Annotated in this window: 17 protein-coding genes; 11 read left to right on the forward strand and 6 right to left on the reverse strand. The window is 62.5% G+C overall.

The genetic code is table 11. The features are described from left to right. Positions 1 to 61 precede the first annotated feature (61 nt). Complete coding sequence (locus BLO80_RS04020) at positions 62 to 502, forward strand: universal stress protein (RefSeq protein WP_060738415.1); 441 nt, start codon at positions 62 to 64, stop codon at positions 500 to 502. A 122-nt stretch (positions 503 to 624) separates the two neighbouring features. Here BLO80_RS04020 and BLO80_RS04025 read toward each other — a convergent pair whose 3' ends face one another. Continuing rightward, the gene (locus BLO80_RS04025; protein WP_092326926.1) at positions 625 to 2,541 is read right to left on the reverse strand and encodes an ATP-binding cassette domain-containing protein; all 1,917 of its coding nucleotides are present in this window, start codon (positions 2,539 to 2,541) and stop codon (positions 625 to 627) included. Between the two features lie 213 nt (positions 2,542 to 2,754). Here BLO80_RS04025 and BLO80_RS04030 point away from each other — a divergent pair, with 213 nt between their 5' ends. Then, a complete protein-coding gene (locus BLO80_RS04030) occupies positions 2,755 to 4,683 on the forward strand; it encodes a transglycosylase SLT domain-containing protein (RefSeq protein ID WP_072407830.1) in 1,929 nt (642 codons plus the stop codon). Positions 4,684 to 4,837: 154 nt separating this feature from the next. Here the strand turns inward: BLO80_RS04030 and BLO80_RS04035 are convergent, their stop codons facing one another. Further along, a complete protein-coding gene (locus tag BLO80_RS04035) occupies positions 4,838 to 6,610 on the reverse strand; it encodes an ABC transporter transmembrane domain-containing protein (protein ID WP_092326927.1) in 1,773 nt (590 codons plus the stop codon). 258 nt (positions 6,611 to 6,868) lie between these two features. On the opposite strand from BLO80_RS04035, the gene BLO80_RS04040 reads away from it, so the two are divergent. Further along, entirely contained in the window at positions 6,869 to 7,048 is a 180-nt protein-coding gene (locus BLO80_RS04040; protein ID WP_003199629.1) for a PA1571 family protein, read from the forward strand. 180 nt (positions 7,049 to 7,228) lie between these two features. On the opposite strand, the gene pdxB is transcribed toward BLO80_RS04040, so the two are convergent. After that, positions 7,229 to 8,371: a 4-phosphoerythronate dehydrogenase PdxB gene (gene pdxB / locus BLO80_RS04045; protein WP_092326929.1), complete on the reverse strand. Its 1,143-nt coding sequence runs from the start codon at positions 8,369 to 8,371 to the stop codon at positions 7,229 to 7,231. 285 nt (positions 8,372 to 8,656) lie between these two features. Here pdxB and BLO80_RS04050 point away from each other — a divergent pair, with 285 nt between their 5' ends. Beyond that, complete coding sequence (locus BLO80_RS04050) at positions 8,657 to 10,060, forward strand: MATE family efflux transporter (RefSeq protein ID WP_092326931.1); 1,404 nt, start codon at positions 8,657 to 8,659, stop codon at positions 10,058 to 10,060. Here the strand turns inward: BLO80_RS04050 and tusA are convergent. Continuing rightward, on the reverse strand, positions 10,057 to 10,308 hold the full coding sequence (gene tusA, locus BLO80_RS04055) for a sulfurtransferase TusA (RefSeq protein ID WP_003183455.1): 252 nt from the start codon (positions 10,306 to 10,308) through the stop codon (positions 10,057 to 10,059). The genes BLO80_RS04050 and tusA overlap by 4 nt on opposite strands. A 187-nt stretch (positions 10,309 to 10,495) precedes the next feature. Further along, positions 10,496 to 11,569, reverse strand: a complete 1,074-nt coding sequence (rlmM, locus tag BLO80_RS04060) for a 23S rRNA (cytidine(2498)-2'-O)-methyltransferase RlmM (protein ID WP_092326932.1) — start codon at positions 11,567 to 11,569, stop codon at positions 10,496 to 10,498. 171 nt (positions 11,570 to 11,740) lie between these two features. On the opposite strand from rlmM, the gene acnA reads away from it, so the two are divergent. The 3 genes from acnA to BLO80_RS04075 all read left to right on the forward strand — a co-directional run bounded on the left by acnA (position 11,741) and on the right by BLO80_RS04075 (position 17,242). Beyond that, positions 11,741 to 14,482, forward strand: a complete 2,742-nt coding sequence (gene acnA / locus BLO80_RS04065; protein WP_092326934.1) for an aconitate hydratase AcnA — start codon at positions 11,741 to 11,743, stop codon at positions 14,480 to 14,482. Between the two features lie 327 nt (positions 14,483 to 14,809). After that, the gene (locus BLO80_RS04070) at positions 14,810 to 15,598 is read left to right on the forward strand and encodes a CPBP family intramembrane glutamic endopeptidase (protein ID WP_092326935.1); all 789 of its coding nucleotides are present in this window, start codon (positions 14,810 to 14,812) and stop codon (positions 15,596 to 15,598) included. Positions 15,599 to 15,676: 78 nt separating this feature from the next. Continuing rightward, the gene (locus BLO80_RS04075) at positions 15,677 to 17,242 is read left to right on the forward strand and encodes a methyl-accepting chemotaxis protein (protein ID WP_092326937.1); all 1,566 of its coding nucleotides are present in this window, start codon (positions 15,677 to 15,679) and stop codon (positions 17,240 to 17,242) included. Between the two features lie 161 nt (positions 17,243 to 17,403). On the opposite strand, the gene BLO80_RS04080 is transcribed toward BLO80_RS04075, so the two are convergent. Continuing rightward, the gene (locus tag BLO80_RS04080) at positions 17,404 to 18,096 is read right to left on the reverse strand and encodes an alpha/beta family hydrolase (protein ID WP_092326938.1); all 693 of its coding nucleotides are present in this window, start codon (positions 18,094 to 18,096) and stop codon (positions 17,404 to 17,406) included. Between the two features lie 96 nt (positions 18,097 to 18,192). Between BLO80_RS04080 and ccoN the strand changes: the two genes are divergently transcribed. The 4 genes from ccoN to ccoP are packed head-to-tail and all read left to right on the forward strand — an operon-like array spanning position 18,193 to position 21,392. Continuing rightward, on the forward strand, positions 18,193 to 19,617 hold the full coding sequence (gene ccoN / locus BLO80_RS04085; protein WP_092326940.1) for a cytochrome-c oxidase, cbb3-type subunit I: 1,425 nt from the start codon (positions 18,193 to 18,195) through the stop codon (positions 19,615 to 19,617). A 10-nt stretch (positions 19,618 to 19,627) separates the two neighbouring features. Continuing rightward, positions 19,628 to 20,236: a cytochrome-c oxidase, cbb3-type subunit II gene (ccoO, locus tag BLO80_RS04090; RefSeq protein WP_092326942.1), complete on the forward strand. Its 609-nt coding sequence runs from the start codon at positions 19,628 to 19,630 to the stop codon at positions 20,234 to 20,236. Between the two features lie 5 nt (positions 20,237 to 20,241). Continuing rightward, positions 20,242 to 20,442: a cbb3-type cytochrome oxidase subunit 3 gene (locus BLO80_RS04095; RefSeq protein WP_060743060.1), complete on the forward strand. Its 201-nt coding sequence runs from the start codon at positions 20,242 to 20,244 to the stop codon at positions 20,440 to 20,442. After that, positions 20,439 to 21,392, forward strand: coding sequence for a cytochrome-c oxidase, cbb3-type subunit III (ccoP, locus tag BLO80_RS04100; protein WP_092326944.1), 954 nt, complete (start codon positions 20,439 to 20,441; stop codon positions 21,390 to 21,392). The genes BLO80_RS04095 and ccoP overlap by 4 nt, the downstream gene beginning before the upstream one ends. Positions 21,393 to 21,454: the final 62 nt, after the last annotated feature.

Below are 21,454 nucleotides of genomic sequence, written 5' to 3' on the forward strand. Positions count from 1 at the left end.
GGCGTCAATGCGCTTGAAACCAGCCATACTTACCGTATCGCAATTCTCTGGAGTGCCTTCCATGTACTACAACCACGTTCTGGTCGCCGTTGACCTCACTGAAGAATGCGATCCGGTCGTCAAGCGCGCCCTCGCCCTCTGCGAAGGCCGAGACACCCAGCTGTCACTGGTGCATATCGTCGAACCGATGGCCATGGCCTTCGGCGGCGACGTGCCGATGGACCTTTCCCAGTTGCAGCAGCAGCAATTCGACCAGGCCAAGGAACGCCTTGACCGACTGATCGTGAAATACCCGGCCCTGAAGAAGGAGTTCAGCCACCTGACCTACGGCCAGCCGCGCCAGGAGATCCATCACCTGGCCAAGGAACAGGGTTGCGACCTGATTGTCGTCGGCAGCCATGGTCGCCACGGCTTGGCGCTGCTGCTGGGCTCGACCGCCAACGATGTGCTGCATGGCGCGCCTTGCGATGTATTGGCAGTACACCTGGTCAAGCGCACATAAACCTAAACCTGTGGGAGCGAGCTTGCTCGCGATAGCGGTGTGACAGTCAGCATCAATGCTGCCGATCTACCGCTATCGCGAGCAAGCTCGCTCCCACAGGGTGGGATTTCCATCTCAATGGCTCAAGCGTCCAGCTCGGCCCAGCGCTCGACCAATGCATCCAGCTCGGCCTGCAGTTGCTCCAGGTGCGCAATCACCTTGGCGGTTTCGGCAGCAGGACGCTGGTAGAACCCGGCCTCGGCCATTTCGGCTTCTACCGCTGCGATCTGCTGCTCCTTCGCGTCGATATCACCCGGCAAGGCTTCCAGCTCGCGCTGCAGCTTGTAGCTGAGCTTTTTCTTCGCTGGGGCCGGAGCTACTGCGGCAACCGGCGCAGGCTCGGCCTTGACCACGGCCGAGTTCAGGTCGGCCTTGCCGGACTTGCTCTCGGTGACCCCCAGCAGACGCGGCGAGCCGCCCTGGCGCAGCCAGTCCTGATAGCCACCGACGTATTCGCGAACCAGGCCTTCGCCTTCGAACACCAGGGTGCTGGTGACCACGTTATCGAGGAATGCCCGGTCGTGACTGACCATCAGAACGGTGCCGTTGAAGGTCAGCAGCACCTCTTCCAGCAATTCCAGGGTTTCCACGTCCAGGTCGTTGGTGGGCTCGTCGAGCACCAGCAGGTTCGCCGGCTTGCTGAACAACTTGGCCAGCAACAGGCGGGCGCGCTCACCACCCGACAACGCCTTGACCGGCGTACGGGCACGCTGGGGGCTGAACAGGAAATCGCCGAGGTAGCTCAGCACATGGCGGCTCTGACCATCGATGTCGATGAAATCGCGGCCTTCGGCCACGTTGTCGATCACGGTCTTTTCCAGGTCCAGTTGATGACGCAACTGGTCAAAGTAGGCGACGTCGATCTTCGTGCCCTCTTCCACCTTGCCGCTGGTGGGCACCAGGCCGCCGAGCATCAGCTTGAGCAAGGTGGTCTTGCCAGTGCCGTTGGCGCCCAGCAGGCCGATGCGATCGCCACGCTGCAGCACCATGGAAAAGTCCTTGATCAGGAACGGGCCGCCAGGGTGGGCGAAACTCACGTTCTCAAGCACCATCACCTGCTTGCCGGACTTGTCAGCGGTGTCCAACTGAATGTTGGCCTTGCCGGTGCGCTCGCGACGCTCACTGCGCTCCATGCGCAAAGCCTTGAGCGCGCGCACACGGCCTTCGTTGCGGGTGCGACGCGCCTTGATACCCTGGCGAATCCAGACTTCTTCCTGGGCCAGCTTCTTATCGAACAGCGCGTTAGCGGTTTCTTCCGCTGCCAACGCCGCTTCCTTGTGCACCAGGAAGCTGGCGTAGTCGCCGTTCCAGTCGATCAGGCCGCCGCGGTCCAGTTCAAGGATGCGCGTCGCCAGGTTCTGCAGGAAGGAACGGTCGTGGGTGATGAACAGCACCGCCCCCTGGAAGTCTTTCAGGGCTTCTTCAAGCCAGGCGATGGCGCCGATGTCCAAGTGGTTGGTCGGTTCGTCGAGCAGCAGCAGGTCCGGCTCGGAGACCAGGGCCTGGGCCAGCAGGACGCGGCGACGCCAACCGCCGGACAACTCGGCGAGGGTCTTGTCGGCCGGCAATTGCAGGCGGCTCAGGGTGCTGTCGACCAATTGCTGCAGGCGCCAGCCGTCTCGGGCTTCGAGGTCGTGCTGCACGTGCATCAACTTGTCCAGGTCGGCATCGGTGACGATGTTCTGGCTCAGGTGGTGATACTCGGCCAACAGTGCGCCGACACCGTCCAGGCCTTCGGCGACCACATCGAACACGGTCCGCTCGTCGGCCACCGGCAGTTCCTGGGGCAATTCGCCGATTTTCAGGCCTGGCGCACGCCAGACCGAGCCGTCGTCGGGCTTTTGATCACCCTTGACCAGCTTCATCATGCTGGACTTGCCAGTGCCGTTTCGGCCGATGATGCACACCCGCTCACCACGGGCGATCTGCCAGGACACCTTGTCCAACAACGGCATAGCGCCGAACGCAAGGGACACATCGCTGAATTTGAGCAGGGTCATGAGCTTCTCCAAAAACCGGGCGCGCATTCTACCTGAGATGAGGCCTCAAGGGTCCGCCAATTTCGCCACTGAAGCACTCTGCATAACAAATGTTGCGAACTTGCACCGACGGCTCCGCAAAGCTTTCGCCGGCTGCTGGCAAAAGGCTAAGCTACAGACAGTTACCCTGGGTTAACCCTTGGGCTTGTCATGTTTTTTCTGCCCGGACGTCTCATGCGCAGTCGCCTTTTCAGTGTTTTATCGTGTCTTTTTGTATGTGCCACTGCCGTTCAATCCGCTCAGGCGGTGGATATCTCCACTCAGCGCCAATACTACGACGAGGCCAAGCGTGCCTTGGCCAAGGGTGATTCCGGCCCCTACTTTCGCTACAGCCAGGCCCTGCGCGATTACCCGCTGGAGCCGTACCTGGCCTACGACGAATTGACCGCTCGCCTCAAGAGCGCCAGCAACGCCGAAATCGAGAAATTCCTCGCCGAGCACGGTGACCTGCCCCAGGCCAACTGGATGAAGCTGCGCTGGCTGCGTTGGCTGACCGAGCGCGGCGACTGGGAGACCTTCGTCAAGTATTACGACCCCAAGCTCAATTTCACCGAGCTGGATTGCCTCAACGCTCAGTACCAACTCAGCCATGGCCTGAAGGCCGAGGGCTATGCCAACACCGAAAAGCTGTGGCTCACCGGCAAGTCCCAGCCCCAGGCGTGCGATGCGTTGTTCGGCCTGTGGGCCTCCCAGGGCCAGTTGACCGAGCAGAAGCGCTGGGAGCGCGCCAAGCTGGCCGCCCAGGCGCGCAACTACCCGCTGGCCAACAGCCTGGTCAGCGGCCTGACCACCCTCGCTCCCCGTGGCAACTTGCTGGTGGATGTGGCGCAAAAGCCCGAGCTGCTCAACCAGCCCTCGCGCTTCGTTCCAGCCGATGAACCGATGTCCGATATCGTCAGCCTCGGCCTGCGTCGCCTGGCCCGCCAGGACCCGGAAAAAGCCATGGCGCTGCTGGATGGCTACGCCAGCACCATGCATTTTTCCCGGGATGAAAAAGTCGCGATCGCCCGAGAGATCGGCCTGACCCTGGCCAAGCGCTTCGACAGCCGCGCCCTGGACGTAATGACGAAATACGACCCGGAGTTGCGCGATGACACCGTTTCGGAATGGCGCTTGCGCCTGCTGTTGCGCCTCGCTCGTTGGGACGATGCCTATCAGTTGACCCGCCGCCTGCCCGAGTCGCTGGCCAGCACCAACCGCTGGCGGTACTGGCAAGCCCGCACGCTGGAACTGGCGCAACCGCAGAACCCGGAAGCCCTGACGCTCTACAAGCACCTGGCCCGTGAGCGGGACTTCTATGGCTTCCTGGCCGCTGACCGGTCCCAGTCCCCCTATTCGCTCGTCAACAAGCCACTGGTGATGAGCCAGGCGCTGATCAACAAGGTGCGCAATACGCCTGGCGTGCGCCGGGCGCTGGAATTTCATGCCCGTGGGGACATCGTCGACGGACGCCGCGAGTGGTATCACGTCAGCCGTCATTTCAACCGGGACGAAATGGTCGCCCAGGCGAAGCTGGCTTACGACCTGAAATGGTATTTCCCGGCCATCCGCACCATCAGCCAGGCCAAGTACTGGGACGACCTGGACATCCGTTTCCCGATGGCCCACCGCGAGACCCTGGTGCGCGAAGCCAAGATCCGCGGCTTGCATCCAAGTTGGGCGTTCGCCATTACCCGCCAGGAAAGTGCGTTCATGGATGATGCCCGCTCCAGCGTCGGCGCCGCCGGCCTGATGCAATTGATGCCTGGTACCGCCAAGGAAACCGCGCGCAAGTTCAGCATTCCCCTGGCCTCGCCCCAACAAGTGTTGAACCCGGACAAGAACATCCAGTTGGGTGCGGCCTACCTGAGCCAGGTTCATAGCCAGTTCAACGGCAACCGCGTCCTGGCTTCGGCGGCCTACAACGCCGGCCCCGGTCGCGTGCGCCAATGGCTGCGCGGGGCCGACCACTTGAGCTTCGACGTCTGGGTCGAGAGCATCCCGTTCGACGAAACCCGCCAATACGTGCAGAACGTGTTGTCTTATTCGGTGATCTACGGCCAGAAGCTCAACTCGCCGCAACCGCTGGTGGACTGGCATGAGCGGTATTTCGATGATCAGTGATTAACACCCCCACAAAGCCCTCTTCTGTGGGAGCGAGCTTGCTCGCGATGGCGTCGGCACCTGCAACATGAATGCAAGCTGGCTCACCGCTATCGCGAGCAAGCTCGCTCCCACAGGGCCTGCATCAAACACTACATCCCCTGTGGACGCGGTATCAGTCGGTTGCCGCCTCCGCCCCCACATTGAACTGCAACGCCGCCAATCGCGCATACAGCGCATTGCTGGCGACAAGCTCCTGGTGCGTGCCCACGGCAACCACCTTGCCCTGGTCCATTACCGCGATCCGATCGGCGTTTTTCACCGTGGCCAGGCGATGGGCTATCACCAACGTCGTGCGGTTTTTCATCAGGCTGGGCAGGGCTTGCTGGATCAGGTGTTCGCTTTGCGCATCGAGGGCGCTGGTGGCTTCGTCCAGCAGCAGGATCGGGGCATCCACGAGCAACGCTCGGGCGATGGCCAAGCGTTGGCGCTGGCCGCCGGATAACCCTAGGCCGCCGTCGCCCAGGTGAGTCTGGTAGCCGTCGGGCATTTTTTCGATGAAGTCGTGGGCGTGGGCGATCTGCGCGGCCTCGCGCACCTGCTCCGACGTCGCCTGCGGGTTGCCATAGCGGATGTTCTCTTCGACCGTGCCGAAAAACAGCGCCGGGCTTTGTGAAACCAGGGCGAAATGCCGCCGCAGGTCCAGCGGATCAAGTTGAGTCAACGGCACATCGTCGATCAGGATCCGCCCTTGCACGGGATCATAGAAACGCAGCAGCAAATCGTAGACCGTCGACTTGCCTGCGCCGGAGGGCCCGACCAGGGCCAGGGTCTCACCGGCCTTGATACTCAGGTCGAGGCCATCGACCGCATAACTGTCCGGCCGGGACGGATAGGAAAAACGCACGCCTTCGAGACGCAAATCGCCGCGAACTCGCGCCGGCAAGGTCACGAGGCCCGAAGCCGGCGGCTGGATGATGTTTTCCGAACGCAGCAGCTCGGCAATACGCTCTGCCGCACCGGCCGCCCGCTGCAGCTCGCCAATCACTTCGCTCAAGGTCCCGAAGGCACTGCCGACGATCAGGCTGTAGAACACGAACGCCGCCAGCTCGCCACCGGAAATCCGCCCGGCGATCACATCCATGCCACCGACCCAGAGCATCACCCCCACCGCCCCCAACACCAGCACGATCACCATGGTGATCAACCAGGCCCGCTGGACAATGCGCTTGCGAGCGGTGTCGAAGGCCTGCTCCACCGTCACGGAAAAACGCTGTTCGTCCTGGACCTGATGGTTGTAGGCCTGCACGGTCTTGATCTGGCCGAGGGTTTCGGAGACATAGCTGCCGACGTCGGCAACGCGGTCCTGGCTCTGGCGCGACAAGCTGCGCACTCGACGCCCGAAAAGCAGGATCGGGACCAATACCAGCGGCAGGGCAATCACCACGATACTGGTCAGCTTGGGATTGGTGATGAACAGCAGCACGATACCGCCCACCACCATCAAGACATTGCGCAAAAACAACGACAGCGACGAACCGATCACCGATTGCAGCAAGGTCGTATCAGTGGTCAGCCGTGACTGGATTTCCGAACTGCGGTTGTTTTCGTAGAAACCCGGGTGCAAGTACACTAGATGGTTGAACACCTGCCGTCGGATATCCGCCACCACCCGCTCACCGATCCAGGACACCAGGTAAAAACGCGAAAACGTACCGATCGCCAACCCCACCACCAGCACCATGAACAAGCCGATGGATTGGTTGAGCAGGTGCGGCGAGCGAGTCATGAAGCCTTGGTCCACCAGCAAGCGGATGCCTTGGCCCATGGACAAGGTAATGCCGGCGGTGACAATCAAAGCCAGCAAAGCGCCGACGACCTGTTTGCGATAAGGGGCGATGAAGCCGCTGGCCAGGCGTATGGCACGGCGATGTCGGGAAGAAAGCATCAAAGGCGTCCGATAATGCAGCAGGAAAAAGGCCAGCTCGCGACGCCGAAACGCAGCGGAACCAAGTTGAATCGCAATGAGTCAGGTTAAATATGACCACTACGGCTAGCGGCTAGATGTTATCGGTCTAAAGTCTGGGTGGAAACGAAACTGTGTTTCTGATTGAGTGGAGGCGTCGCCATGAACCTACACGGAGTGTCATGGCTCGGTCACCTGGCGACATTAAAATAGGCACACAACCTGATGAGGAGACAGGCCATGTCCTTGCAACACAGCAGCGACGACAAGATTCAAGTAATCCGCACGCAACCGGACCAGTCTCTGGGCTGCTCGTTCATCGATGCCCAAGGGCGCGAAGTACCGATCACCGAAGACATGATTCAGAAAGCCTGCAGCGAGCTGGAAAAACGACTGGTCAAGCCTGCCGAACAAAAGTGATACAGCCCGTCTTCAATTGAACCCGACGGTGATGTCGGGTTTTTTATGTCTGCCAGACGGAAACCTGTGGCGAGGGAGCTGCTCCCGCTGGGTTGCGAAGCAACCCTATCCTTGGGCTCTAAAAGCGACGACTGCTGCGCAGCCGAGCGGGAGCAAGCTCCCTCGCCACAACAGCCTTGGCTAAACCAGCGTGGCACCCAGCGCCGTCACGATCTGTTCCAAAGCCGCCGATTGTCCTTCGATGCGAACCTTCAAACTATGGATCTCCCGGCGTGGCGGATAATGCTTGCGCAAGGCATCGAACGCGCGGCGTTGCTCATCGACGGTGCCCACCAGGCTGCGGCGAAAATCCGCGTCGTCGCGACGGGGGTCGTACACGCTCCGGCACAGCGCCGCCAAGGCCCAGGCCGGGTCGGTTTCGGCATCCAGGGTGATGCCACCCAGCCAGGGCCGGGGCAACAGGTCGCTGAGGCTGACTTCAACCGGTCGCTCCAGGAACACGCACAAGGCCTGGTAGATCTGAGCCGTGCCACGCTGGCGACCATCGAGGCTGTAACCAGCAATGTGCGGGGTGGCGATCACGCACAAATCGGCCAGGTCCACATCCACGGTGGGCTCCTGCTCCCAGACATCCAGCACCGCTTGCAGGTCTTCGCGCTCCAGCAACACCTCGCGCAGCGCGGCGTTATCGATCACCGGCCCTCGAGCCGCATTGATCAGCCAGGTCCCGGGCTTGAGCTGGTTCAGACGCGCTTCGTCGAACAGGTGCCAGGTCGGGTGCTCGCCGTCGCGGGTCAACGGGGTGTGCAGGCTGATCACATCGCACTGCTCGATGATCTGCTCCAGGCTCACATAGTCGCCGCCCTCGGCGGCCTGACGCGGTGGATCGCAGACTTTCACGGCCCAGCCCAGCCCCTTGAGCACCTCGATCAACCGCCCGCCCACCTGGCCCGCGCCGACCACGCCGAAGGTCCGCTGGTCCAGCGCCGCACCTTCGATTTCTGCCAGGGTCATCAGACTGCCCAGCACGTAGTCCACCACGCCACGGGCATTGCAGCCGGGTGCGCTGGCCCAGCGGATCCCCGCCTCGGCAAGATAATCCAGGTCCAGGTGGTCGGTGCCGATGGTGCAAGTGCCGACGAAGCGTACCTTGCTGCCTTCCAGCAGAGCCCGATTGACCTGGCTGACCGAACGCACCAGCAATACATCGGCGTGCTCGACCATCGTCCGGTCGATCCCCCGGCCCGGTACCCGGCGGATTTCGCCGAATCCTTGGAAAAACGCATCAAGCAGGGGGATGTTTTCGTCGGCGACGATCAGCATGGCAGAGCTCCTTTGGCGGGATGGGCAGTGTAGGCGTTCCTCGCCTCAATGGGCCAGCGCATTACTTCAGTGAACGAATGGTGTGGCGAGGGAGCTTGCTCCCGCTCGGGTGCGCAGCAGCCGCCAGTCTCCTTGGGCCTGCTGCGCAGTCCAGCGGGAGCAAGCTCCCTCGCCACGGGTAAAGGCTGGAACGCTTACAAATCCACAACACAGGTTTTTTCCTGACCACCGCGTCAAGGCGTAGAATTCGCCGCCTCGCGCTTAACCCTTTCGGACGCTTGCCTTGTGAATCCTGTCATCGACATCCCCACTCCCCTTTCCCGCCCGGCCCGGGTACGCCTTGAATTCAAGACGTTGCTGGCCCTGGCCTTGCCGATCATGGTGGCGCAACTGGCGACCACCGCCATGGGCTTCGTCGATGCGGTGATGGCCGGTCGGGTCGGTCCACGGGACCTGGCGGCCGTGGCCCTGGGCAACTCGATCTGGGTGCCGGTGTTCCTGTTGATGACTGGCACCCTGCTGGCGACCACCCCGAAAGTTGCCCAGCGCTTCGGGGCCGGCACGTTCGACGAGATCGGGCCGCTGGTACGCCAGGCGCTGTGGCTGGCCCTGGTGGTGGGGTTGATCGCGACGCTGGCACTGTTCAGCGCCGAGCCGATCCTGCACATCATGAAAGTCGATCCCGAATTGATCGGCCCGTGCATGGAATACCTGCGGGGCATCGGCACGGGCCTGCCGGCCGTGGCGCTGTATCACGTACTGCGCTGCTTCAGCGACGGCCTGGGTCGTACGCGACCGGCGATGGTGCTGGGGCTGTGCGGGCTGGCGCTGAACATTCCGCTCAATTACATCTTCATCTATGGGCACCTGGGCGTGCCCGCCATGGGCGGCGTCGGTTGCGGCTGGGCCACGGCCATCGTGATGTGGGTCATGGCCCTGGGGATGGCCGCTTGGGCACGGTGGGCACCGGCCTATCAGTCGAGCCGGTTGTTCAGCCGTTTCGACTGGCCGCAATGGGCGGTCATCAAGCGCCTGCTGGGCATCGGCTTGCCGATCGGCATTGCGGTGTTCGCCGAGTCGAGTATTTTCGCGGTGATCGCCCTGCTGATCGGCAGCCTCGGCGCCACCGTGGTGGCCGGGCACCAGATCGCACTGAACTTCAGCTCCCTGGTGTTCATGATCCCCTACTCCCTGGGCATGGCCGTCACGGTGCGGGTCGGCCAGGCCCTGGGGCGGCAGCAGCCTCGCGAAGCGCGCTTCGCCGCCGGGGTGGGCATGGGCACGGCCCTGGCCTACGCTTGCCTGTCGGCGAGCCTGATGTTCGCCCTGCGCGGGCCTATCGCGGCGATCTATACCGCCGACCCGGTGGTGATCGAGGTGGCATCGATGCTGATCGTCTACGCGGCGCTGTTTCAGTTTTCCGATGCGATCCAGGTCACGGCGGCAGGTGCATTGCGCGGCTACCAGGACACCCGGGTGACGATGATCCTGACCCTGTTCGCCTATTGGGGCATCGGCCTGCCGGTGGGTTACGCCCTGGGCCTGACCGACTGGCTCGGCGCGGCCAGCGGCCCGAGCGGATTGTGGCAAGGCCTGATCGTGGGCTTGAGCTGCGCGGCATTGATGCTGTCGATCCGTCTGGCACGTAGCGCGCGCAAGCAGATCCGTCTCAGCCGCTCGACGGGTTAAGCGAGTTTCTTGCGGATCCAGTAGAGGTAGGTGCCCGCCTCTTCCTGCTGGGCCACCAGTTCGTGGTCCAGGAACACGCAAAACTTGGGGATGTCGCGGCGGGTCGAGGGGTCGGTGGCAATGACTTTCAGCAGGCCACCGGGGGCCAGGTCGCGGATGTGCTGGTGCAGCATCATCACCGGTTCCGGGCAATTGAGGCCGGTGGCATCCAGCGTGCCGTCGACCGGCGTGTCGTTCATTTCACTCATGTTCTACTCCTGAAACTGGCCGGCATTGTCGCGCAATGTCAGCGCTCGGTCACCCCTGGTTTCACACTGCCTCCTGTGGGAGCGAGCTTGCTCGCGATAGCGGTGGGTCAGCTTGCATCCATGTTGAATGTAGCGACGTCATCGCGAGCGAGCTCGCTCCCACAGGGAACTCCATCAGTTCCGAGAGCTAGCGGGACTTCGGCTTTTTCGTGTCCAACCGCCGCAGATGGCACGTCACTTCCTCGCGGTCGTGGTACAGCTGCTTGCAACCGATCTCGACCTTGATGCCCCGGGCCTTGAAGCCATCAGCGATACGCTCGAGCAGGCGCTTCACCTCGGCATAACGCTGTTTCATCGGCAGTTTGAGATTGACCACGGCCTCGCGGCAATGGCCTTCGCCAATCCACTCTTCCAGCATCGCCGCGTTGCGCGCGGGCTTTTCGACGATGTCGCAGACCATCCAGTCCACCGGCTGCTTGGGCTTGAACGTGAAACCGTCCGCCATCAGGTGCTGCACCAGGCCGGTGTCCATCAGGCTTTCGGCCATCGGACCGTTGTCGATGGCCGTCACCAGCATCCCACGGTTGACCAGTTGCCAAGTCCAGCCGCCTGGCGCGGCACCGAGGTCCACGCCGGTCATGTCACTGTGCAGGCGCTCGTCCCACTGGTCCCGAGGGATGAAATGGTGCCAGGCCTCTTCGAGCTTGAGTGTGGAGCGACTCGGCGCTTCCCGGGGGAACTTCAGGCGCGGGATGCCCATGGGCCACATCGCCGAATTATCCGCGTCCGCCAGGCCCAGGAACACTTCGCGGCCACTCTTGAACGTCAGCAGCAGGCGCGGCTTGTGCGGGTCGTCCACCAGCTTGCCGGCTCCGCTCAGCGCTTTGCGCAACGGGCCTTCGAATTTCTTGCAGAAGTTCGACAGCTCCTTGCCGTCATTGGTGTCGACCACCTCCAGCCACAGGCTGCCGCAGGTCGGAAACGCCGACATGTGGGCCAGGATCACGCTGATACGGTCGGTTTCCGGCAATTCAATGAATGTGCCCCGCGCCCACTGGCGCGGAAAAATCAGCTCGGCAAAACGCTGCCCGCGCATCAGCCGCTCGGCACCGTCCTCTTCAGTACAGACAAATTCGGCACAGGCACTGGCCGGTTTGGCCTTGGCGTAGCCAGCCACGTTGAGCCGGGCCGCGTGTTCGGCGATCTCGGAACAGACCTCGCCTTCGAAGCCTGGCCGGCAGTGCATAAAAAGCGTGTTCATTGAAACTCCGTAGCAAAGCCTGTCACGAAAACCGCCGCATGATAGCGGAGTTCGGAACCGCGAACCTTGCTATAGAGTCCAGTTATTAGTCATACGCTCAAAACAGGGCTAGGTTAAAGGCTCTGTCCGTCCCTCAGTCCGTAGCCGTGCGGACTCAAAGGAGTGATTTCAATGCCGTCCCTCGATAGCCTGAAAACCCTTAAAACACTGCAAGTCGACGCCAGGACCTACCACTACTTCAGCCTGCCGGATGCCGCCCGAAGCCTGGGTGACCTGGACAAGCTGCCCATGTCCTTGAAGGTGCTACTGGAAAACCTGTTGCGCTGGGAAGATGAAAAAACCGTCACCGGCGCCGACCTCAAGGCCCTGGCCGGGTGGCTCAAGGAGCGCCGCTCCGACCGCGAGATTCAATACCGCCCGGCACGGGTGCTGATGCAGGATTTCACCGGCGTCCCCGCCGTGGTCGATCTGGCCGCCATGCGCGCCGCCGTGGAAAAGGCCGGCGGCGATCCCCAGCGGATCAACCCGTTGTCACCGGTGGACCTGGTGATTGACCATTCGGTGATGGTGGACAAGTTCGCCAGCAGCCAGGCGTTCGAGCAGAACGTCGACATCGAAATGCAGCGCAACGGCGAACGCTACGCCTTCCTGCGCTGGGGCCAGAGCGCCTTCGATAACTTCAGCGTGGTACCGCCAGGCACCGGCATCTGCCACCAGGTCAACCTGGAATACCTGGGCCGCACCGTGTGGACCAAAGAAGAAGACGGCCGCACCTACGCCTTCCCCGATACCCTGGTGGGCACCGACTCCCACACCACCATGATCAACGGCCTCGGCGTACTGGGCTGGGGCGTCGGCGGGATCGAGGCGGAAGCGGCCATGCTCGGCCAGCCAGTGTCGATGCTGATTCCCGAGGTCATCGGTTTCAAACTCATCGGCAAGCTGCGCGAAGGCATCACCGCCACCGACCTGGTGCTGACCGTCACGCAGATGCTGCGCAAGAAAGGTGTGGTGGGCAAATTCGTCGAGTTCTATGGCGACGGTCTGGCTGACCTGCCCCTGGCCGACCGCGCCACCATCGCCAACATGGCCCCGGAATACGGCGCCACCTGCGGTTTCTTCCCGGTGGACGAGGTGACCCTGGACTACCTGCGCCTGTCCGGACGTCCGGCCGAAACCGTGAAACTGGTGGAGGCCTATTGCAAGGCCCAGGGCCTGTGGCGCCTGCCCGGCCAGGAGCCGGTGTTCACCGACACCCTGGAGCTGGACATGGGCAGCGTCGAGGCCAGTCTCGCCGGGCCCAAACGCCCTCAGGACCGGGTTTCGCTGCCGAATGTCGGCCAGGCTTTCAGCGACTTCCTGGGGTTGCAGGTCAAACCCACCAGTAAAGAAGAAGGTCGCCTGGAAAGTGAAGGCGGCGGTGGCGTCGCGGTGGGCAATGCCGACCAGATGGGCGAAGCCGAGTACGAATTCGAAGGGCACACCCATCGCCTGAAAAACGGCGCGGTGGTGATTGCCGCCATCACCTCGTGCACCAACACCTCCAACCCCAGCGTCATGATGGCCGCCGGGCTGCTGGCGAAAAAAGCCGTGGAAAAAGGCCTGGTCCGCAAGCCTTGGGTCAAGAGCTCCCTGGCGCCGGGCTCCAAGGTGGTCACCGATTACTACAACGCGGCCGGCCTGACCGAGTACCTGGATAAACTCGGTTTCGACTTGGTGGGCTATGGTTGCACGACCTGTATCGGCAACTCCGGGCCGTTGCCGGACCCCATCGAAAAAGCCATCCAGAAAGCCGACCTGACCGTGGCCTCGGTGTTGTCGGGCAACCGCAACTTCGAAGGCCGGGTGCATCCGCTGGTGAAAACCAACTGGCTGGCCTCACCGCCGCTGGTGGTCGCCTATGCCCTGGCCGGCACGGTGCGCATCGACATCAGCAGCGAGCCGCTGGGCAACGACCGGGACGGCAAGCCGGTGTACCTGCGGGACATCTGGCCCAGCAGCCAGGAAGTGGCCGCCGCCGTGGCCCAGGTCAACACCAGCATGTTCCACAAGGAATACGCCGCCGTGTTTGCCGGTGACGAGCAATGGCAGGCCATCGAAGTGCCGCAAGCGGCGACTTACGTCTGGCAGGATGACTCGACCTACATCCAGCACCCACCGTTCTTCGACAACATCGGCGGGCCGCCACCGGCCGTCAGGAACGTCGAGGGCGCCCGGGTCCTGGCCCTGCTGGGAGACTCGGTGACCACCGACCACATCTCCCCGGCCGGCAACATCAAGGCCGACAGCCCGGCCGGTCGCTACCTGCGCGAACAGGGCGTGGAGCCACGGGATTTCAACTCCTACGGTTCCCGGCGCGGCAACCATCAAGTCATGATGCGCGGCACCTTCGCCAATATCCGCATCCGCAACGAAATGCTCGACGGCGAAGAAGGCGGCAACACGATCTACATCCCCAGTGGCGAACGAATGCCGATCTACGATGCTGCCATGCTCTACCAGGCCACGGGCACGCCGCTGGTGGTGATCGCGGGCCAGGAATATGGCACGGGCTCGAGCCGGGACTGGGCGGCCAAGGGCACCAACCTGCTGGGGGTCAAGGCGGTGATCGCGGAAAGTTTCGAGCGCATCCATCGCTCCAACCTGGTAGGGATGGGCGTGCTGCCGTTGCAGTTCAAGCTCGACCAGAACCGCAAGAGCCTGAACCTCACGGGCAGGGAAACCTTGGACATCCTCGGGCTTAATGACGTCGAACTGACGCCGCGCATGAACCTGCCGCTGGTGATCACTCGAGAGGACGGTCGCCAGGAGCGGATTGAAGTGTTGTGTCGGATCGATACCTTGAATGAAGTGGAGTATTTCAAGGCAGGCGGGATTCTTCACTATGTCCTACGGCAATTGATTGCAGAATAAAAACGCAATCCCTGTGGGAGCGGGCTTGCTCGCGAAGGCGATCGGTCTGTTGCTGAAATAGTGACTGACACACCGCTTTCGCGAGCAAGCCCGCTCCCACAGACCGATCTTCGCCAATGGTATCAATCACCCGATCAGTCGCCGTTTTCGCATCGTCCCGCCTATAATCCCCCCCCTGGCGCTCAAGGAACCGAGCCAGCCACCCGTGCACCTTTTCCCCGCGCATGAATCTGCACAGATACAAAATGTGCTCTTTACGCGACATAGCGGCGTCGTAGACGCGGCGGCTACGTTCGCCCAAAGCTTCACAGCCTAAAAGGATGTTATATGCCCGCTCTGCCCTGGCCTTACCTGGCCCTTCTTTCCATCGGCTATGGCCTGGCCCTGGCTTACGGCCAACTGGCCTGGACGGCCAGTATTTCCGTCGCGCTGCTGCTATTTGCCGGTTACGCGGTGCGCCAGCGGGAAATGCCGGTGGGCCGGTTTCTCGGGCACGTCCTGTTTCTGGTGATGGCCTTGGCCCTGGCGATGCACTGGATGCCAGGCTTCTTCAACGGCCGGGCCATCCCGGCGCAACGCTTGACCGATGATGCGGCGCGTTTCGCCATGTACCTGAACCAGGACAAGCCATTGATCGGCTTCTGGTTGCTGCTGGCCTGCCCCTGGATCGTCGGCCGACGCTCGTTGCGTCTGTCGGTCCAGGCCACGGCACTGGGCTTGGCGCTGAGTACGGTACTGGCCCTCGGCGGGGCGCTGCTACTGGGCATGGTCCAGTGGGCGCCGAAATGGCCGGATCATGCCTGGCTGTGGGTGCTGAATAATCTTTTATTGGTAACGCTGGTGGAGGAAGCGCTGTTTCGTGGCTACATTCAGGGTGGCTTGAGCCGACGCTTCAAACACCTGCGCCAGGGCGACAACCTGGCGTTGCTCCTGGCTTCGTTGCTGTTCGGCCTTGTACACGCGGGCGCGGGCTGGCAATGGGTGCTGCTGTCCGGCCTGGCGGGGGTTGGCTACGGTCTCGCTTATCGATTTGGCGGCCTGGGCGCGGCGATTGCCACGCACTTCCTGCTCAACCTGCTTCATTTCGCCCTCTTTACCTACCCGATGCTGGCGTGATAGCGACAGGCAAAAATAACTTCAACTAAAACCTGACGGCGCCGACAACCTTTCAAAGCCTTGCGGATCTACACCACCATGCGTAACAACCAACCCGTCACACAACGCGAAAGGACCTTTCCGGCCCAGCAACGATTGATTTCTACCACCGACGCCAAGGGCGTCATCACCTATTGCAACGACGCTTTCGTTGAAATCAGTGGGTTTTCAAAGGAAGAACTGATCCGTTCGCCGCACAATCTCGTGCGCCATCCCGATGTGCCATCCGCCGTGTTCGCGCACATGTGGGGTACGCTGAAACAAGGCTTGCCATGGATGGGCATCGTCAAGAATCGCTGCAAGAGCGGTGACCATTACTGGGTCAACGCCTATGTCACGCCCGTGTTCGAGGGCAATCAGGTGGTCGGCTACGAGTCGGTGCGGGTCAAACCTTCTGCAGAACAGATCGCCCGGGCCGAAGCCCTGTATCAGCGCATCAACCAGGGTAAATCCGCGGTTCCGGCCAGCGACAAATGGTTGCCGATGCTGCAGGACTGGCTGCCGTTTATCCTGGTCAGCCAACTCAGTTTCGTCGTCGGCGCCTTCCTGAACTCCCACTGGGGCTTTGCCCTGGCCGCCCTGCTGTCGGTGCCCTTGGGGCTGATGGGCCTGCAATGGCAACAACGCGGGATCAAGCGCCTGCTGCGCCTGGCCGAGCAAACCACCTCCGACCCGCTGATCGCCCGGATGTACACCGACAGCCGCGGCGTCCAGGCTCGCCTGGAAATGTCGATCCTCAGCCAGCAAGCGCGCCTGAAAACCTGCCTGACGCGCCTGCAGGACACCGCCGAGCACCTTAACGACCAGGCCCGCCAGTCCAACACGCTGGCCCATGACAGCTCCAGCGGCCTTGAGCGCCAGCGGGTGGAAACCGAACAAGTCGCCACAGCCGTCAACCAGATGGCGGCAACGACCCAGGAAGTCGCCAGTCACGTGCAGCGCACCGCCGATGCCACCCAGGAAGCCAATCGCCTGACCAGCCGCGGCCGCGACATCGCCGGGGAAACCCGCGAAGCCATCGAGCGGCTGTCGGTGGTGGTCGGCGAGACCGGCAACACCGTGACTCAGCTGGCCAAGGACAGCGACGAGATCGGTGGCGTGGTCGACGTGATCAAAGGCATCGCCGACCAGACCAACCTGCTGGCCCTCAACGCCGCCATTGAAGCGGCCCGTGCCGGTGAGATGGGCCGCGGCTTCGCCGTGGTGGCCGACGAAGTCCGGCAACTGGCGCAACGCACCAGCGAATCCACCGGGCAGATCCATGCCCTGATCGCCAAGCTCCAGCAAACCGCCAACAATGCCGTGCAAACCATGGAGGCCGGCCACCGCCAGGCCGAAGAAGGCGTGGCACGGGTGATGGAAGCGGACCAGGCATTGGTGGGCATCAGCGAAGCGGTGGCCAACATCACCGACATGACCACCCAGATCGCCGCCGCCACCGAGGAACAAAGCTCGGTGGCCGAGGAGATCAGCCGCAACATCAGCAACATCTCGGACCTGGCCGACCAGACCTCCGGCCAAGCCCACAGCTCGGCGCTGCTGAGCGAGGAACTGACCCGCACGGCGAATTCGCAGTATTCGTTGGTGGAGCGGTTCAACCGCTGACTGCAATTGGCAATGTAAAAACCCGGACAGTGAACGCTTCCGGTTTTTTTATTGCCTGAGCAGCCGCCATCGCGAGCAAGCTCGCTCCCACAGTGGATTTGTGGCGTTCACAACCCCTTGTGGGAGCGAGCTTGCTCGCGAAGAGGCCGGGACAAGCGCTATCAATCCTGAAGAAGAAACGCCGCCACCTTGTCCGCCGCCGCCTCCAGATGCTGCTCATGGCTGAACCCCGACGCCTTCAGCGGCTTGAGGTCATGATCCCCCGCCACCAACCACGACACCTCAATGCTCGGTGACAAGGTGTAGCCCCGCACCGCCTCCCGATTGCCTAACGCATCGCGCTCGCCCTGAACGATCAAGGTCCGAGTCTTCAATGTCGCCAAGTGCTCGACCCTCGGTTTCTCCGGCTTGCCCACCGCATAGAAGGGATAGCCCAGGCATACCAACGCGTCAGCGCCCAATTCATCGGCCAGCAAACTCGCCATGCGCCCGCCCATGGACTTGCCGCCAATGGCCAGCCGCCCAGCGACATAAGGCCGCACCGTGGCGTACACCTCACGCCAGCATTCCAGCAACCTGGGAGCTGGATTGGGTGGGCGTTTTCCACCGTCCAGGCGCCGTTGCGCCATGTAGGGAAACTCGAAGCGCAACACGTTGACCCCATGTGCGGCAAGGCGCGCGGCCATTTCCTCCATGAAGCCACTGTCCATCGGCGCGCCGGCACCATGGGCCAGGATGAGGGTCGGGGGCGCGTCAACAATACCCGGTTGCGCGGCCGTCCATAGCCAACCGTGTTCGGCCACGCACCGCGCCCATTGATCCCCGTCAATACTGGCCTTGTGCTGTTTGTCCATGCTTGCCTCGCTTTTAGTCTGCCTATAACTCCAGGCGAAGAACGCCGCACTGCCTTGCGCAGGCGCTCACTTCGGCTGAACCGTGGATGGGGAACCATGAACACTTCTATCAGTACCGCCTACAACTACAAGGTGGTCCGCCAATTCGCCATTATGACGGTGGTGTGGGGCATCGTCGGCATGGGGCTCGGGGTTTTTCTCGCCGCCCAATTGGTCTGGCCTCAGCTCAATTTCGACTTGCCCTGGACCAGCTTCGGCCGCCTGCGCCCGCTGCACACCAACGCGGTGATCTTCGCTTTTGGGGGCTGTGCCCTGTTCGCCAGCTCGTTTTATTCGGTGCAACGCACCTGCCAGACCCAGCTGTTCGCGCCAAAAATCGCCGCGTTCTGCTTCTGGGGCTGGCAACTGGTGATTCTTTTGGCGGCCATCAGCCTGCCACTGGGCTACACCAGTTCCAAGGAATACGCCGAACTGGAATGGCCGATCGACATCCTGATCACCATCGTCTGGGTGGCCTACGCCATCGTGTTCTTCGGCACCGTGGCCAAGCGCAACACCAAGCACATCTACGTCGGTAACTGGTTCTTCGGCGCGTTCATCCTCACCGTGGCGATCCTGCACATCGTCAACAACCTGGAACTGCCGGTGAGCTTCACCAAATCCTACTCGGTGTACGCCGGGGCCACGGATGCGATGGTGCAATGGTGGTATGGCCACAACGCCGTAGGCTTTTTCCTCACTGCGGGCTTCCTGGGGATGATGTACTACTTCGTGCCCAAGCAGGCCGAGCGCCCGGTGTATTCCTATCGCCTGTCCATCGTGCACTTCTGGGCGCTGATCACCCTGTACATCTGGGCCGGTCCGCACCACCTGCACTACACCGCGCTGCCGGACTGGGCACAGTCCCTGGGCATGGTGATGTCGTTGATCCTGCTGGCACCCAGCTGGGGCGGCATGATCAACGGCATGATGACCCTCTCGGGTGCCTGGCATAAGTTGCGCAGCGACCCGATCCTGCGCTTTTTGGTGGTATCGCTGGCGTTCTACGGCATGTCGACCTTCGAAGGGCCGATGATGGCGATCAAGACCGTCAACGCCCTTTCCCACTACACCGACTGGACCATCGGCCACGTGCATGCCGGTGCGCTCGGCTGGGTGGCGATGATTTCCATCGGTGCGCTGTACCACATGATCCCGAAAGTCTTCGGCCGGCCACAGATGCACAGCATCGGCCTGATCAACGCGCACTTCTGGCTCGCGACCATCGGCACGGTGCTGTACATCGCCTCGATGTGGGTCAACGGCATCGCCCAGGGCCTGATGTGGCGCGCGGTGAACGAAGACGGCACGCTCACCTACTCCTTCGTCGAAACCCTGGTGGCCAGCCACCCAGGCTTCGTCGTGCGGCTGGCGGGCGGGTCGATCTTCCTGCTCGGCATGCTGCTGATGGCCTACAACACCTGGCGCACCGTGCGGGCCTACCAGCCTGCCGAAGCCGCCGTTGCCGCGCAGATGGCCTGAGGAGTCCACCATGAAACACGAAACAATCGAAAAAAACGTCGGCCTGCTGATGCTGCTGATGGTCCTGGCCGTGAGCATTGGTGGCCTGACCCAGATCGTGCCGCTGTTCTTCCAGGACGTGACCAACAAGCCGGTGGACGGCATGAAGCCCTACACCGCCCTGCAACTGGAAGGCCGCGACATTTACATCCGTGAAGGCTGCGTCGGCTGCCACTCGCAAATGATCCGTCCGTTCCGCGCCGAGACCGAGCGCTACGGCCACTACTCCGTCGCAGGCGAAAGCGTCTGGGACCACCCATTCCTGTGGGGCTCCAAGCGTACCGGGCCGGACCTGGCACGGGTCGGCGCGCGCTACTCCGATGACTGGCACCGCGCCCACCTGTACAACCCCCGCAACGTCGTGCCCGAGTCGAAAATGCCGGCCTACCCATGGCTGGTAGCCCAGGCGGTGGATAGCAGCCACACCGAAAGCAAGCTGCGCGCCATGCGCACCCTCGGCGTGCCGTACACCGACGACGACATCGCCGGCAGCGTGGCCTCGCTCAAGGGCAAGACCGAAATGGACGCGCTGGTGGCCTACCTGCAAGTGCTCGGCACTGCCATCAAGAGCAAGAGGTGAGCCTGATGTTCTTTGAAATGAGCACTGGAATGATCCGTGGCCTGGGCACCGTCGTGGTGTTCATCGCCTTCATCGGCCTGACCCTGTGGGTATTCAGCAGCAAGCGCGGCCCGGAATTCGCCCAGGCGCGCCTGCTGCCGTTCGCCGACGAACCGCCCGCCGACATCACCCCCCAAGACCCTGCGACAAGGAGTACCCGGCCATGACCACCTTCTGGAGTACGTGGATCTGCGTACTGACCATCGGCAGCCTGATCGGCCTGATCTGGCTGCTGATCGGCACCCGCAAGGGCGAGACCAAGGGCAGCGTCGACCAGACCATGGGCCACAGCTTCGACGGCATCGAGGAGTACGACAACCCGCTGCCGCAGTGGTGGTTCCTGCTGTTCGCCGGCACCCTGGTGTTTTCCGTCGGTTACCTGGTCCTGTATCCGGGCCTGGGCAACTGGAAAGGCATCCTGCCCGGCTACGAGAACGGTTGGACCGGCGCCCATGAATGGGAAAAGGAAATGGCCAAGGCCGACGCCAGGTTCGGACCGATCTTCGCCAAGTTCGCCGCCATGCCCGTGGAAGAAGTGGCCAAGGACCCGCAGGCCTTGAAGATGGGTGGGCGCCTGTTCGCCTCCAACTGCTCGGTCTGCCACGGCTCGGACGCCAAGGGTGCCTTCGGCTTCCCGAACCTGACTGACAGCAACTGGCGCTGGGGTGGCGCCGCCGACACCATCAAGGCGACCATCATGGGCGGCCGCATGGCGGCGATGCCGGCCTGGGGCGAAGTGCTGGGGGACGCCGGGGTCAAGAACGTGGCCGCGTACGTACGCCACGACTTGGCCGGCCTGCCTTTGCCGGCAGACAGCGGTGCCGATCTGCAAGCCGGCCAGCAAGCCTTCAACACCACCTGCGTCGCCTGCCACGGCGCCAATGGCCAAGGGACCGAAGCCATGGGCGCGCCGAACCTGACGCAACCGGCCGGTTTCATCTACGGCACCAGCCTGGCCCAGTTGCAGCAGACCATCCGCCATGGTCGCCAGGGCCACATGCCGGCGCAGAATGAGTTGCTGGGCAATGACAAGGTGCAACTGCTCGCGGCTTACGTCTACAGCCTGTCCCAAGAGGCCCGCACCGAGCGCCTGCAAGCGGAACACAAAAGCGAATAAATCCTGACCGCACGAACAGTCGCATTCGTCTGGATACGGCTGTTTCGTGCCCCTGCGCGACG

The sequence above is a fragment of the Pseudomonas sp. NFACC56-3 genome (genome assembly GCF_900100025.1).
Lineage (GTDB): Bacteria > Pseudomonadota > Gammaproteobacteria > Pseudomonadales > Pseudomonadaceae > Aquipseudomonas > Aquipseudomonas fluorescens_AA.

Excerpts from the sequence above, each read along its gene's own strand:
- ccoN (WP_092326940.1), top strand. The coding sequence starts at position 18,193 with ATGAACACTTCTATCAGTACCGCCTACAACTACAAGGTGGTCCGCCAA.
- ccoO (WP_092326942.1), top strand. The coding sequence starts at position 19,628 with ATGAAACACGAAACAATCGAAAAAAACGTCGGCCTGCTGATGCTGCTG.
- acnA (WP_092326934.1), top strand. The coding sequence starts at position 11,741 with ATGCCGTCCCTCGATAGCCTGAAAACCCTTAAAACACTGCAAGTCGAC.
- tusA (WP_003183455.1), bottom strand. The coding sequence starts at position 10,308 with ATGAGTGAAATGAACGACACGCCGGTCGACGGCACGCTGGATGCCACC.
- BLO80_RS04025 (WP_092326926.1), bottom strand. The coding sequence starts at position 2,541 with ATGACCCTGCTCAAATTCAGCGATGTGTCCCTTGCGTTCGGCGCTATG.
- ccoP (WP_092326944.1), top strand. The coding sequence starts at position 20,439 with ATGACCACCTTCTGGAGTACGTGGATCTGCGTACTGACCATCGGCAGC.
- pdxB (WP_092326929.1), bottom strand. The coding sequence starts at position 8,371 with ATGCTGATCGTCGCCGACGAAAACATCCCCCTGCTTGATGCGTTTTTC.
- BLO80_RS04075 (WP_092326937.1), top strand. The coding sequence starts at position 15,677 with ATGCGTAACAACCAACCCGTCACACAACGCGAAAGGACCTTTCCGGCC.
- BLO80_RS04035 (WP_092326927.1), bottom strand. The coding sequence starts at position 6,610 with ATGCTTTCTTCCCGACATCGCCGTGCCATACGCCTGGCCAGCGGCTTC.
- BLO80_RS04030 (WP_072407830.1), top strand. The coding sequence starts at position 2,755 with ATGCGCAGTCGCCTTTTCAGTGTTTTATCGTGTCTTTTTGTATGTGCC.
- BLO80_RS04040 (WP_003199629.1), top strand. The coding sequence starts at position 6,869 with ATGTCCTTGCAACACAGCAGCGACGACAAGATTCAAGTAATCCGCACG.
- BLO80_RS04095 (WP_060743060.1), top strand. The coding sequence starts at position 20,242 with ATGTTCTTTGAAATGAGCACTGGAATGATCCGTGGCCTGGGCACCGTC.
- rlmM (WP_092326932.1), bottom strand. The coding sequence starts at position 11,569 with ATGAACACGCTTTTTATGCACTGCCGGCCAGGCTTCGAAGGCGAGGTC.
- BLO80_RS04080 (WP_092326938.1), bottom strand. The coding sequence starts at position 18,096 with ATGGACAAACAGCACAAGGCCAGTATTGACGGGGATCAATGGGCGCGG.
- BLO80_RS04070 (WP_092326935.1), top strand. The coding sequence starts at position 14,810 with ATGCCCGCTCTGCCCTGGCCTTACCTGGCCCTTCTTTCCATCGGCTAT.
- BLO80_RS04020 (WP_060738415.1), top strand. The coding sequence starts at position 62 with ATGTACTACAACCACGTTCTGGTCGCCGTTGACCTCACTGAAGAATGC.